The following is a 12,845-nucleotide window of genomic DNA, read 5'->3' as shown; positions in this document are numbered from 1 at the left end:
CGCCCCCGGGCACCGTGAGCCTCAGGCGAACAGCTTGGCCGCCGTGACGAGCGTCTGCCACACGCCGTAGGCGAGCAGCAGCAGCACCACGCCCCACGACAGGTAGACCCGCAGCGAGCCACCGCGTGCCACCGACCCCTCGGCCTCACCGTCGGCGAAGTCGCGCGCCGCCTCGGTGGCCCGTCCCTCGGGCTCGTGGAAGCGCGACGCGACCGGCTTGACGAGCAGGTTGGCCACGAACCCGACGACCAGCACCCCGACCATCGTGAACAGCGCCGGTCGGTAGTCCGCGGCCGTCAGCTTGCCCGGCGTGCCCGCGGCATCGAGGAAGCCGTTGATGATGAGCGGCCCGGCGACGCCCGCGGCCGACCACGCCGTGAGCAGCCGTCCGTGGATCGCCCCGACCTGGAAGGTGCCGAAGAGGTCGCGCAGGTAGGCCGGCACCGTCGCGAACCCACCGCCGTAGAAGCTGATGATGATCGCCGCGACGAGCACGAAGATCGCCGTCGACGTCGAACCGGCCAGTGCGAGAAGCAGATAGAGCACGATGCCGACGCCGAGGTAGACCATGTAGATCGGCTTGCGACCGATCCGGTCCGACGTCGACGACCACACGAACCGCCCCGCCATGTTGAAGAGCGACAGCAGTCCGACGAACCCGCCGGCCGCCGCGACCGCCACCGAGGACTTGCCGTCCGACCCGCGGAAGAAGTCCTGGATCATCGGGGCGGCCTGCTCGAGGATGCCGATGCCGGCGGTGACGTTGCAGAAGAGGACGACCCACAGCAGCCAGAACTGCGGCGTCCGGATGGCGTTGGCCGCGGACACGCTGCGGTCGGTGACGAGCGCCTTCTGCGAGACCGTCGACGGGTCGAAGCCGGCCGGCTTCCAGCCCGGCGCCGGCACGCGCACGTTGGTGACGCCGATCATCATGATGAGGAAGTAGATGACACCGAGGCTGACGAAGAGCATCGTCAGCGCGTGCCCAGTGGCGAGCGAGCTGGCGACGGACGGGTCGTAGTCCGGATCGTAGAACCTCAGGAGCTGCCGGGAGAGGGGTGAGGCGACCATCGCCCCGCCGCCGAAGCCCATGATCGCCATGCCGGTCGCGAGGCCGGGACGGTCCGGGAACCACTTGATGAGCGTCGAGACCGGCGAGATGTAGCCGATGCCCAGGCCGATGCCGCCGATGACGCCGTAGCCGAGGTAGACCAGCCACAGCTGCGAGGTGGCCATCCCGACGGCGCCGACGAAGAACCCCAGGGCCCAGGCGCACGCGGCCGCGAACATCGCCTTGCGCGGCCCGACGCGGTCGACCCACGTGCCGAGCACCGCTGCCGCCAGACCGAGCATGACGATGGCGATGGAGAACACGATGCCCACCGCGGTGAGCGAGCTGTCGAAGTGCGCGACCATCGAGGCCTTGTAGACGCTCGTCGCGTACACCTGCCCGATGCACAGGTGGATGGCGAGCGCCGCCGGCGGGATGAGCCACCGGTTGTAATTGTGCGGCGCGACGGTGTGGTGCCGGTCGAGGAGCGAGAGCAACCCGCCGGAGGGCGCGCCGCGTTCGTCGGTGGTGGTGGCCATGCTGTCCCCTTCGCAACGTCCCGGCGCCCCGTTGCGCCTCGGGTGCGCCCGTCGCCGGGCGCACCGGGTCAGAGAGTAGGCACGCCGACGAGCGCGCGGGGTCCGCGCGACCGAGGAATCCGGTGGGTGTCACGGCTGGTCGGGCGGGTGGATGTCCCGTCGTCCACAGGCGGCGACCGGCAGCGCGGTCGTCCACAGACGGCACGTCCGGCGCGGTGTGGTGCCGTCCAGCTGTCGGTGGCCCTGCCTAGGCTCGTCGTGACGAGATGAGCAGCAGGAGGTGGCGATGGAGGTCCAGCAGGCCCTGGCGATGGGACGTCGGCTGGTGCGCGAGCACGGTCTCGACGGATGGACCGTCGTTGCCGACAGCGCCAAGACGCGAGCCGGCGTCTGCCGTTTCGCGCGCCGCCAGATCGGCATCAGCGGCCCGCTGACGACGCTGCACTCCGAGTCCGAGGTCCGCGACACCCTGCTCCACGAGATCGCACACGCCCTCGTCGGCCCCGAGCACGGGCACGACGCGGTCTGGCGGGAGACGGCCGTCCGCATCGGGTGCTCGGGCGAGCGCTGCGTCCCCGCGGACGCACCCCGGGTCCCGGGCGACTGGGTCGGCCGGTGCCCCGCGGGCCACGAGCGCAGCCGGCACCGGGCGCCGACGCGGGTCATGTCGTGCGGCCGCTGCTCGCGCACCTTCGACCCGCAGCACCTGTTCTCGTGGACCTTCCGCGGCCGCCGGGCGTCACTGCCGCCCGCGTACCTCGCCGAGCTCGCCGTGCTACGGTCGTCGGGGTCGGGGTCGGGGTCGGGGTCGGTACCGGGGTCGATGTCGGTTCGAGCCACGGTGCGGCCGCCCGGGCTCGGTGAGCTCGTCGACATCGCGGCCGGTCCGTGGCAGGGGATGACGGGCGAGGTAGAGCTCGTCGGCGCCGTCCGGTGCCAGGTCCGTGTCGGCGACGAGCTGGTCAGCCTGCCGCTCGAGGCCATCCGGCCCGCGGAGGCCGGGCGGGTCGCCTGACGGCGATGAGGACGTCCACGGCACCCGCGCGTGACCCGCCCGGGAAGAGAGCCGACAATGGCGGTCGTGACCGAGCAGCATCCGGACGAAGCGGCCCCCACCGACGCCTCCGCCGACGACCAGCGCGACTTGGGCCCCGTGGTGGACGTCGGCCTCGACGACCAGCGCGACCTCGACCGCATGGTGGACGTCGGCCTCGACGACCAGGGCGACCTCGGCCCCGAGGTGGACGCCGGCCTCGACGACCAGGGCGACCTCGGCCCCGAGGTGGACGCCGGTCTCGGGGACCAGTCCGACGCCGACCTCAGCGCCGACCACGCGCTCGAGGGCAGCACCCGCGTCGCCGACCCGACGAGCGCCGTGTTCGCCGACTGGCAGGCACCGCACGAGGGCCTCGAACGAGCCCTCGTCCTGGCCGGCGGCGGCGCCACGGGCATCGCCTGGGAGGCCGGCATCATCCTCGGCCTGCGCGACGAGGGCGTCGACGTGCGCACCGCCGACACGATGGTCGGCACCTCGGCCGGGTCGATCGTCGCCGCCCACCTGCGGCTCGGCACCGACGAGGGCAACGCGTTCACCCGCATCCGGGAGGGCGCGCCGCTGTCGAGCTACGGCCGCCTCGGAGCCTCCGACGCCGGTCGCTACGTGCGCTCGCAGCTGGCGAACGACCGGCGGGGTGGCCGCGCCGTCGTCTCCCGGGCCGCCCTCGAGGCGATGACCCCGAGCGAGGAGGAGTGGCTGGAGACGGTGGGCCTGGGACTCGTCGGCAAGGACTGGCCGGCCGGGCGGCTGCTCGTCACCGCGGTCGACGCCGAGACCGGCACCTCGGTCGTGTTCGACGGCAGCGGGGGAGTGCCCCTCGACCGCGCCGTCGCCGCGAGCTGCGCCGTGCCGGGGGTCTTCCCGGCCGTCGAGGTCGCCGGGCGGCGCTACGTCGACGGCGGCCTGCGCACCATCGCCAACGCCGACCTGGCCCGCGGCCACCGGCGCGTCCTCGTGCTCTCCCCGTACCCCGTGGGCCCGCACCTGCGCGACCTGCCCCGGATGCAGCTGCGCGCGCTGCGCCCGGAGAGCCGCACGGCGCTCGTCGTCCCGGACGCCAAGGACCTCTGGGCGATGGGTGCCAACCCCCTCGACATGACCCGCGGCGCCGCGACCTTCGAGGCCGCGCGCACCCACGGGCGTCGGATCGCGCCGCGGATCAGTGAGGTCTGGGACGGCTGAGCGCCGCTCCGAGCGCTCACCCGCACGTATCAGCGGGACGAGCCCGCTCCTCCTTCCCGGGTGACGGTCACACCGGTCGTCCGCTCCCGCCCCGGAGGTCGCCGTGTCCGCGCTGCGCTCACTGCCCCTGCTGCACGTCCCCGAGTCCTGGCCACTGCCGGTCGTCGCCCTCGCGGCGATGGCGGTGCTCGCCGGGCTCGACCTGCTCGGTGCCGTCGCCGCCAAGCACTGGGCCGAGGACGGCAGCCTCGTCGCGCTCGGTGGCGGCCTCGCCTCCTTCGTCGTCCTCTTCTGGGTCTACGCCTCGTCCCTGCGCTACGCCGAGCTGGCGGTCGTGACGATGGGCTGGATCGTCATGCTCCAGGTCGGGATCCTCCTCGTCGACCGGATGCACTTCGGCTCGACGCTGCCGACCGGCAAGCTCGTCGCCGTCGTCATCGCGCTCGCCGCCCAGGCCTACCTCGTCCTCGCGCCGTCGGCGCCCTGACCGGGCGCGGGCGAGCGGACCCGACGCACCTCCCCGGGCGCGGGCCCGGCGCTCGGTAGTGTCACCGGCGAAGGAGGTTCGACGATGACGTCCGAGGAGCCCGTGCTCGACACCCGCGCCCACATCGCCCTGACCGAGCACTACGCCGCGCACAACTACCACCCGCTGCCCGTCGTGCTGAGCCACGGGGAGGGCGCTTGGGTCACCGACGTCGAGGGCCGTCGCTACCTCGACTGCCTCGCCGGCTACTCGGCCCTCAACTTCGGCCACGGCCACCCGCGGCTGCTGGCCCGGGCCCACGCCCAGCTCGACCGGCTCACGCTCACGAGCCGCGCCTTCCTCAACGACCAGCTCGGCCCGTTCGCCGAGGCCCTGGCCCGGCTCACCGGCCACGAGATGGTCCTCCCGATGAACACGGGCGCGGAGGCCGTCGAGACCGCCATCAAGGTCTCGCGCAAGTGGGGCTACCGGGTCAAGGGTGTGCCGGAGGACTCCGCGAGCATCGTCGTCATGGAGGGCAACTTCCACGGCCGCACGACGACCATCGTCAGCTTCTCGGACGACAAGGTCGCGCGGGACGAGTACGGCCCCTACACACCGGGGTTCCGCACCGTGCGCTACGGCGACGCCGACGCGCTGCGGGCCGCCGTCGACGACACGACGGTGGCCGTCCTCCTCGAGCCGATCCAGGGGGAGGGCGGCGTCCTCATCCCGCCCGACGGCTACCTGCGCGACGTCCGCGCCGTCTGCGACGAGGCCGGTGCCCTCATGGTCGCCGACGAGGTCCAGTCCGGGCTGGGCCGCACGGGGCGCACCTTCGCCTGCGAGCACGAGGACGTCCAGCCCGACGTCTACGTCCTCGGCAAGGCCCTCGGCGGCGGCCTCTACCCGGTCTCCGCCATCGCTGCCGACCACGCCGTCCTCGACGTCATCACCCCCGGCTCGCACGGATCGACCTTCGGTGGCAACCCGCTGGCAGCGGCCATCGGCCACGAAGTGGTCCAGATGCTCGAGGAGGGCGAGTTCCAGTCATGGGCAACTCGATCCGGAGCGCTGCTCGCGGACGGGCTGCGCCCTCTCGTCGGCCACGGGCTCGACGCCGTGCGGATCCGCGGGCTCTGGGCGGGGCTCGACGTCTCGCCCGGCGGGCCGAGCGGCCGCGAGCTGTGCGAGCGCCTGCTCGAGCGCGGCATCCTCGCCAAGGACACGCACGGCTCCACCATCCGGCTCGCCCCGCCACTCGTCGTCACCGACGACGAGGTGCGGATGCTCGTCGACGCCGTCACGGACGTCCTCGCCTGACCCCCAGCCCGCCGGGCCGCCGAGCCGACCGCAGACCGGCATCGGTCCGGACTGCGCCTCAGCCCTGCGCCGGCACCTCGGCCGCCCGCGCGGCGTTCTGCGCGATGGCGTCGACGATCTCCTCGCGGCGCGAGCGCGGCAGGTCGTGCCCCATGTCCGGGAACATGAGCAGCCGCGACCCCGGCACGGCGCGGGCGGTGGCGATGCCTCCGCTCGGCCCGACGAGGCGGTCCGCGAGGCCGTGCACGACGAGGGTCGGGACGCGCACCTCGCGCAGCCGCGCCGTGCGGTCCGGGCTCTCGAGGATGGCGAGCAGCTGGCGCACGGTGCCGATCGGGCTGACGCTGCGGCGCACCGCGGTCCGGACCATCGCCGTCATCTCGTCCTCGTCGAAGAGCGGGCCCGAGATGCGTCGCCACCCCTCGACCCCGAGCCGCACCGCCTCGTCCTCGTCGGAGGGTCGCGGCTGGGTCAGCGACAGCGCCATCGTCGGCAGCAGCGTCGGATGCACGCGCCCGTGCCGCCGGCTGCCGGTGTTCGACATGATCGAGGTGAGGCTGAGGACGCGCTCGGGGTGGTCGATGGTCAGCTGCTGGGCGATCATCCCGCCCATCGAGGCGCCGACGACGTGCGCGGCGGCGATGCCGAGGTGGTCGAGGAGTGCGCGGGCGTCCTCGGCCATGTCCGACAGGAGGTAGTCGGCGCCGCCGGAGCCGGGGCGCAGGAAGCTGCGGACGACCGCCGCGCGGGCCGGCGCGGGGCCGTCGGTGAAGCTGGAGAGCCCGATGTCGCGGTTGTCGTGCCGGACCACCCGGAAGCCGCGCTCGACGAGCGAGGCGACGAAGTCGGTCGGCCAGCCGACGAGCTGGGTGCCGAGGCCCATGACGAGCAGCATCGGGATGCCGTCGTCCGGGCCGTCGACCTCGTAGGCGATCTCCACGTCACCGAGCTGCGCCGTAGCCATGACCGCAGTGTCGCACCCGTCCACGCCCCGCCGGGGAGCGCCCACCGTGCGCGTCTAGCATGGCGGGCGTGATCGCACCGCTGACGTACGTCGTCGTGGGCCTCGCCGTGGTCCTGTGCGTCGCCGCGGTCTGGTACGCCGTCCGCGACCGGCTCATCGACGACCGGCTGCTCGTCGTCGCGGCCCTCGTCGAGGTCGGGCTGCTCGCCCTCCTCGTCGCGGGCCTCGCCGACCTCGGTCACATCACGGACGACGCCGAGAAGGCGACGTTCGTCGCGTACCTCGTCAGCCTGCCGGTCATCCCCGTCGGTACCTCGTTCCTCGCGATCAAGGAGAAGTCGCGCTGGGCGATGGGCTCGATCGCGGTCGGCGCGTTCGCCGTCGGGGTGATGGCCGCCCGCCTCGCGCAGATCTGGATGTCCTATGGCTGATTCCCGCCCCGACCGCAGCCCAGAGGCCCCCCGGGACCGCCGCGCGCTCGGCGGCCCCGGCGTGCTCCTCGTCGTCGTCTACGGGGTGCTGGCGCTCGCCGCCACCGGTCGCTCGGTCCTCCAGATCAGCGAGTACTTCGACCGGGCGCCCCTGGCCTACCTGCTGTCGGCGTTCGCCGCGGTCGTCTACGTCCTCGCCACCTGGTGCCTCGCCCGCGGCGGGTCGTGGGTGCGCGTCGGCATCGTCGCCTGTGCGGTCGAGCTCGTCGGCGTCCTCGTCGTCGGCCTCGCCTCCTACTTCGTGCCGTCGGCGTTCCCGGACAAGACCGTCTGGTCGCACCTCGGCGCGGGCTACGGCTACGTTCCGCTCGTCCTGCCGGTCCTCGGGCTGCTGTGGTTCCGGCGGGTCGAGCGCGGTGCCCGGGCCGTGCCGGCGACGCACCCGGCGCCGTCGTCCGGCGACGAGGGCACCGCCGCCTCGCCCGAGTGACGGACGGTCGTCCCGCACGGCGCGACGACGAGCCTGGGGTCAGCCGTCGCGACGCTCGAGGACCAGCACCGGGATGAGCCGGTCGGTCTTCTCCTGGTAGTCGGCGTAGGGCGGGTAGGCCGCCACGCAGCGCTCCCACCACTCCTCGCGCTCGGTGCCGGTGATCTCGCGGGCGCGGGCCGGCCACGACTCGGTGCCGTCCTGGAGGGTGATGTCGGGGTCGGCGAGCAGGTTGCCGTACCAGGCGGGGTGCTCGGGAGCGCCGCCCTTGCTCGCGACGGCCGCGTACGTGCCCTCGTGCTCGACCCGCATCAGGGGCACCTTGCGCAGCGCCCCGGTCTTCCGGCCGCGCATCGTCAGCATGACGACGGGGCGGTCCATGACCTTCACCGAGCGGGTGTCACCCGTCCTCTCGATCGTCTCGACCTGGTCGCGGACCCAGCCGGTGGGGGAGGGGATGTAGTTCTCGCTCATGCCAGGGTCCAACTCACTTGTCGCTCGAGGTCTTCCACAGGTTGATGCCGGCGTCCCGGGCGTGCTTGTCGATCTGCGCCAGCTCGTCCTTCGTGAACCGCAGCTTCTTCACCGCGTCGAGGCTGTCGTCGAGCTGGGCGACCGAGCTCGCGCCGACGAGGACCGAGGTCACCCGCGGGTCGCGCAGCGCCCACGCCAGCGCCATCTGGGCGAGCGACTGGCCGCGCGCCCTCGCCATCCGGTCGAGGGCCCGGACGTGCTTGAGCGCGGAGTCCGTGAGCAGCGACGGGTCGAGCGACTTGCCCTGTGCCGCACGCGAACCCTCGGGGATGCCCTTGAGGTACTTGTTCGTCAGCATCCCCTGGGCGAGCGGGGAGAACGCGATGCAGCCGACCCCGGTCTCGCCGAGCGCGTCGAGCAGGCCCTCCTCCTCGATCCACCGGTTGAGCATCGAGTACGAGGGCTGGTGGATGAGCAGCGGCGTGCCCATCGAGCGGAGGATCTCGACCGCCTCGCGCGTGCGCTGCGCCGAGTACGACGAGATGCCGACGTAGAGCGCCTTGCCCGCCCGGACGAGGGAGTCGAGGGCGCCCAGGGTCTCCTCGAGCGGAGTCGTCTCGTCGAAGCGGTGGCTGTAGAAGATGTCGACGTGGTCCAAGCCCATCCGCCGCAGCGACTGGTCGCACGACGCGGTGATGTACTTCCGGGAGCCGCCGCCCTGGCCGTACGGGCCGGGCCACATGTCGTAGCCGGCCTTGGAGCTGATGACGAGCTCGTCGCGGTACGGGCGGAAGTCGCGGGCGAAGAGCGTGCCGAAGTTGCGCTCGGCGGCTCCGTAGGGCGGCCCGTAGTTGTTCGCGAGGTCGAAGTGCGTCACACCGCGGTCGAAGGCGCGACGGAGGATGGCCTGCTGGCGCCCGAGCGGCACGTCGTCACCGAAGTTGTGCCACAGGCCGAGCGAGATCGCGGGCAGGTCGAGGCCGGAGCGGCCGGTGCGGCGGTAGGGCATCCCGGCGCGGTAACGGTTCGCGGCGGCCTTGTACTCGTCGGCGTGGAAGGTCATGGCCCCGATCCTTCCCGACTTCTTGCGAATCACCCACCTCCGGGCCCGCCCTTTCGGCCGCGGCGGGTGGGTTTTCCGCAATGGGTCGGGACAGGGCGGGGGTGCCCGGAGGATGAGACGGGGCGGGGGCGATGGTGGCCGGCGCCGGCCGGCGTGCCTATCCTGTCGGCAGGTCATGAGCGCCAGCGCCAAGCCCCGGCTCGCTGGCCGGCAACCCTCCTCCGCGGTGGGGTGCCCCGGGTGAGGACCTGGCGTGCGGCGCCCGTCGCACGCAAGCGCGGGAGCACCCCCGGTACCCCCGCCGAGTACACGTCCGCGTGCGCCCGGCCGAACGTCGGGCCCACCACCGAAAGTGGGAGCCAAGCAGATGACCGACCCGTCCCAGTGGGGATTCGAGACCCGACAGGTCCACTCCGGCCAGCAGCCGGACACCGCGACCGGGGCTCGTGCCCTGCCGATCTACCAGACCACGTCGTACGTCTTCAACGACACCGCGCACGCCGAGAACCTCTTCGCGCTGCGGGAGTTCGGCAACATCTACACGCGCATCATGAACCCGACCCAGGATGCCGTCGAGCAGCGCATCGCGGCGCTCGAGGGAGGTGTCGGCGCGCTGCTCGTGGCCTCCGGCCAGGCCGCTACCACCCTCGGCCTGCTCAACGTCGCCGAGGCCGGGGACCACATCGTCTCCAGCGCGGCCCTCTACGGCGGCACGGTCAACCTCCTGAAGTACACGTTCGCCAAGCTCGGCGTCGAGGTGACCTTCGTCGAGGACCACACCGACCCGCAGGCCTGGCGCGACGCCGTCCGTCCGAACACCAAGGCCTTCTTCGGCGAGACGATCGCCAACCCCAAGGCCGAGGTCCTCGACATCGAGGCGGTCGCCGCGGTCGCGCACGAGGCGGGGGTGCCACTCGTCGTCGACAACACGATCGCCACGCCGTACCTCGTCAACCCGCTGCAGTGGGGCGCCGACGTCGTCATCCACTCGGCGACCAAGTACCTCGGCGGGCACGGCACGTCGATCGCCGGCGTCATCGTCGACGGCGGCACCTTCGACTACACCCAGGACCCGGAGCGCTTCCCGAACTACAACACCCCGGACGAGAGCTACCACGGCCTGCGCTTCGGCCCGGACCTCGGCGTCGGCAGCCCGTTCGGCGCGAACCTGTCCTACATCCTCAAGGCCCGGGTGCAGCTGCTGCGCGACCTCGGGTCGGCGATCAGCCCGTTCAACGCCTTCCTCATCGGCCAGGGCCTCGAGACGCTCAGCCTGCGGGTCGAGCGGCACATCGAGAACGCCCGCGCCGTGGCGCAGTACCTCGAGCAGCACCCGCAGGTCGAGTCGGTCCGGTGGGCCTCGCTCGACTCCAGCCCGGGCAAGGCGCTCGCGGACAAGTACGCGCCCAAGGGCGCCGGTGCGGTGCTCGCGTTCGAGATCGCCGGCGGGGTGGAGGCCGGGCGACGCTTCGTCGAGGGCCTGTCACTGCACAGCCACGTCGCGAACATCGGCGACGTGCGCTCGCTGGCCATCCACCCGGCGTCGACCACCCACAGCCAGGGCGGCGACGCCGACCGGCTCGCCGCCGGCGTGACGCCCGGGCTGGTCCGGCTCGCGGTCGGCATCGAGACGATCGCCGACATCCTCGCCGACCTCGACGCCGGGTTCGCCGCCGCGCTGGGTTCCGGCGACGCGGGGGACGCCGCCCCCGAGCTGGTCGGCGCGACGCAGGCCTGACCTCGCAGCGGTCCGGCGCCGGGAGCCCCTCCCGGCGCCGGACCGGGCTACGGTCGAGCGATGGACGAGAGCCTGACCGAGACCCTGCTCGACCTCGAGCGCCGGGGGTGGGACTCCCTCTGCGACGGCACCGGGGCGAAGCTCTACGGCGACCTGATGACCGACGACGGCGTCATGGTGCTCGCGCACGGCGCCGTGCTCGACCGCGCGGAGGTCGTCGCCTCGCTCGCCGACGCCCCACCGTGGGACGACTACGCGATCGACGACGTGCGCGTCGTGGCGCTCGGCGCCGACGCGGCCTCGCTCGTCTACCGCGGGACCGCCCGGCGGGAGGGCGCGGACCCGTTCGTCGGCGCGATGACCAGCACGTACGTGCGGGTCGCCGGTGCGTGGCGCCTCGCGGTGTACACCCAGACCGTCGTCCCGGACTGACCCGACCGACCCGTCCAGACCGTCCCGACCGACCCGACCCGGCCGACCTGAGCGACCCGGCGGCGCGGGGGCCTGTGGAAAACCCGACGGCCGGATGCCCCGAGCGGCCTAGCGTCCAGGCATGACGAGCTACCGGGTCGACGCCGAGACGGTCCTCGAGGTGGGGGCCGGCCTCGTCGACCTCGCCGAGGGGCTGGCGACGATGGGCGACCCGCGCGCCGACCGCTGGGCGTTCGGGCCGGGCTCCTCCGGCGCCGCCGCCGAGGAGCTGCTCGGCGGGTGGCGCCTCGCCCGGCTGCGGCTCGCGGAGGCGCTCACCGTCCTCGGGGAGTCCGCGGCGCAGGCCGGCGGGGCGTACCTCGACACCGACGCCGGGGTCTCCCGGGGGCTCGGGGGTGGGCCCACGTGGTGATGCTGCTCCGGCCGGTCGAGGGCTCGGGGGAGGGGGTGCGCCGGGTCGCCGACGCCGTCGAGGCCACCGGTCGCCGCCTCGCCGACGCCGCCTCGACGCTCACCCGGCTGCGGGCCGGTGCGGTCTGGGACGGCCCGGCCGGGGAGGCCTTCTCGCAGCGGATGGCCTCGGCGCCGACCGTCCTCGACCGCGCCGCCGACCGCTTCCTCGGCGCGGCCCGGCCGATGCGCGAGCTCGCGGCCGTCCTCGACGACGCCCAGGCGGTGGCCCAGCAGGCCGTCGACGCGCACGACGAGGCCTGGGAGTGGTACCGCGTCCTCGAGGAGCGCGCCGTCGTGCTCGTCGGACGCGGCGTCGCCGAGACCTCGCCCGAGCTCCTCGCGGTGCGTCACGCCCAGCAGGAGCAGATGGCCGAGGTCGCCCGGGCCGAGGCGCGGCACGCCGCAGCGTTGGACGGGCTCCGGGCGGCCGACGCCCGGTGCACGGCCGCCCTGCGGGCGCTCGCCGACGACGACCTCGTCGACCCCTGGCTCTACCGCGGACTGCGCACCACCAGCTCGGTCGGCCACGGGGTGGGGTACCTCGCGATGCTGCCCGCCCGGGTCGCGCCGGAGTGCGCCGTCGCCGGGCTCGTCGGGGAGGGGGTCGGCACGCTCGCCGACGGTGCCCTGCTCGTCGGCTACGGCGAGGGCGGCTGGCGCGAGCTGGGGGTCTCGGCCGGGGCCTGGGCGCTCGGCGCCACCGGGCAGACGATGCGCCGGGGCGCGACGGCGGGTACGGTCCTGCGGGCCGACGGCGGCGTCGCCGCCCGCACCCTCACCACGCAGGAGCGCCTCTTGGCCGGCGCGGCCACCACCGCCCGCGAGCGGGTCGCCGCCGCCCGGGCCCGGTTCGCCCCCCTCCCGTCCGGCGGCACGCCGAGCGCCCTCGTCGGCGGCCCGGCGGTCCGTGCGCCCGGCTCGCGCGGGCTCACGGGGGCCGCGGGCGGTGGCGTGCGTGCCGTCCGCCGCCGGGTCGCGTCGGCCCGCACCGGCCTGCGGATGGTCGGGGCCGGCGGCCCGCAGACGGTCCGGATGTACGCGGCCGGTGTCAGCCTCGGCGCCGGCGGCCGGCTGCTGCCGCACGTCGTCCCCGAGCCGCCGGCCCTCCGGCCGCAGCGGCCGGCCTCCCTGACGGGAGCGGACCGGGTGGAAACGCGGACGACCTCGTGGTGAGCCCGACCT

Annotated in this window: 14 protein-coding genes and 1 riboswitch; of the genes, 10 read left to right on the top strand and 4 right to left on the bottom strand. The window is 73.8% G+C overall.

Annotated elements, in window-relative coordinates:
• Positions 1-21 precede the first annotated feature (21 nt).
• On the bottom strand, positions 22-1,590 hold the full coding sequence (locus tag PKA89_RS14685; protein WP_324420732.1) for an OFA family MFS transporter: 1,569 nt from the start codon (positions 1,588-1,590) through the stop codon (positions 22-24).
• Positions 1,591-1,876: 286 nt separating this feature from the next.
• Here PKA89_RS14685 and PKA89_RS14680 point away from each other — a divergent pair, with 286 nt between their 5' ends.
• The 4 genes from PKA89_RS14680 (at position 1,877) to rocD (ending at position 5,618) form a co-directional block, all read left to right on the top strand.
• Positions 1,877-2,605: a SprT-like domain-containing protein gene (locus PKA89_RS14680; RefSeq protein WP_324420730.1), complete on the top strand. Its 729-nt coding sequence runs from the start codon at positions 1,877-1,879 to the stop codon at positions 2,603-2,605.
• Positions 2,606-2,671: 66 nt separating this feature from the next.
• Complete coding sequence (locus tag PKA89_RS14675; RefSeq protein ID WP_324420729.1) at positions 2,672-3,829, top strand: patatin-like phospholipase family protein; 1,158 nt, start codon at positions 2,672-2,674, stop codon at positions 3,827-3,829.
• A 103-nt stretch (positions 3,830-3,932) separates the two neighbouring features.
• The gene (locus PKA89_RS14670) at positions 3,933-4,316 is read left to right on the top strand and encodes a hypothetical protein (protein WP_324420727.1); all 384 of its coding nucleotides are present in this window, start codon (positions 3,933-3,935) and stop codon (positions 4,314-4,316) included.
• 84 nt (positions 4,317-4,400) lie between these two features.
• Entirely contained in the window at positions 4,401-5,618 is a 1,218-nt protein-coding gene (gene rocD, locus PKA89_RS14665; protein ID WP_324420725.1) for an ornithine--oxo-acid transaminase, read from the top strand.
• 58 nt (positions 5,619-5,676) lie between these two features.
• Here rocD and PKA89_RS14660 read toward each other — a convergent pair whose 3' ends face one another.
• Positions 5,677-6,582 carry an alpha/beta fold hydrolase gene (locus PKA89_RS14660; RefSeq protein WP_324420723.1) on the bottom strand — a complete coding sequence of 302 codons (906 nt, stop codon included), beginning with the start codon at positions 6,580-6,582 and terminating at the stop codon, positions 5,677-5,679.
• Between the two features lie 68 nt (positions 6,583-6,650).
• On the opposite strand from PKA89_RS14660, the gene PKA89_RS14655 reads away from it, so the two are divergent.
• Positions 6,651-7,013: a hypothetical protein gene (locus tag PKA89_RS14655; protein ID WP_324420721.1), complete on the top strand. Its 363-nt coding sequence runs from the start codon at positions 6,651-6,653 to the stop codon at positions 7,011-7,013.
• On the top strand, positions 7,006-7,503 hold the full coding sequence (locus PKA89_RS14650) for a hypothetical protein (protein WP_324420719.1): 498 nt from the start codon (positions 7,006-7,008) through the stop codon (positions 7,501-7,503). Before PKA89_RS14655 ends, PKA89_RS14650 begins: the two co-directional genes overlap by 8 nt.
• A gap of 39 nt (positions 7,504-7,542) precedes the next feature.
• On the opposite strand, the gene PKA89_RS14645 is transcribed toward PKA89_RS14650, so the two are convergent.
• Entirely contained in the window at positions 7,543-7,977 is a 435-nt protein-coding gene (locus PKA89_RS14645; RefSeq protein ID WP_324420717.1) for a nitroreductase family deazaflavin-dependent oxidoreductase, read from the bottom strand.
• A gap of 13 nt (positions 7,978-7,990) precedes the next feature.
• On the bottom strand, positions 7,991-9,040 hold the full coding sequence (mgrA, locus tag PKA89_RS14640; RefSeq protein WP_324420715.1) for an L-glyceraldehyde 3-phosphate reductase: 1,050 nt from the start codon (positions 9,038-9,040) through the stop codon (positions 7,991-7,993).
• 171 nt (positions 9,041-9,211) lie between these two features.
• Positions 9,212-9,324: riboswitch (SAM riboswitch) on the top strand.
• A gap of 83 nt (positions 9,325-9,407) precedes the next feature.
• Between mgrA and PKA89_RS14635 the strand changes: the two genes are divergently transcribed.
• The 4 genes from PKA89_RS14635 to PKA89_RS14620 all read left to right on the top strand — a co-directional run bounded on the left by PKA89_RS14635 (position 9,408) and on the right by PKA89_RS14620 (position 12,836).
• A complete protein-coding gene (locus PKA89_RS14635) occupies positions 9,408-10,778 on the top strand; it encodes a bifunctional o-acetylhomoserine/o-acetylserine sulfhydrylase (protein WP_324420714.1) in 1,371 nt (456 codons plus the stop codon).
• A 60-nt stretch (positions 10,779-10,838) separates the two neighbouring features.
• Complete coding sequence (locus PKA89_RS14630) at positions 10,839-11,210, top strand: nuclear transport factor 2 family protein (protein ID WP_324420712.1); 372 nt, start codon at positions 10,839-10,841, stop codon at positions 11,208-11,210.
• A gap of 121 nt (positions 11,211-11,331) precedes the next feature.
• Positions 11,332-11,622 carry a hypothetical protein gene (locus tag PKA89_RS14625; RefSeq protein WP_324420710.1) on the top strand — a complete coding sequence of 97 codons (291 nt, stop codon included), beginning with the start codon at positions 11,332-11,334 and terminating at the stop codon, positions 11,620-11,622.
• On the top strand, positions 11,616-12,836 hold the full coding sequence (locus tag PKA89_RS14620; protein WP_324420709.1) for a putative T7SS-secreted protein: 1,221 nt from the start codon (positions 11,616-11,618) through the stop codon (positions 12,834-12,836). The genes PKA89_RS14625 and PKA89_RS14620 overlap by 7 nt, the downstream gene beginning before the upstream one ends.
• The last annotated feature ends 9 nt before the right edge of the window (positions 12,837-12,845 follow it).

This window comes from Phycicoccus sp. (assembly GCF_035325325.1).
Taxonomy (GTDB): domain Bacteria; phylum Actinomycetota; class Actinomycetes; order Actinomycetales; family Dermatophilaceae; genus Phycicoccus.
This window is presented reverse-complemented; position numbering and strand designations above follow the sequence as displayed.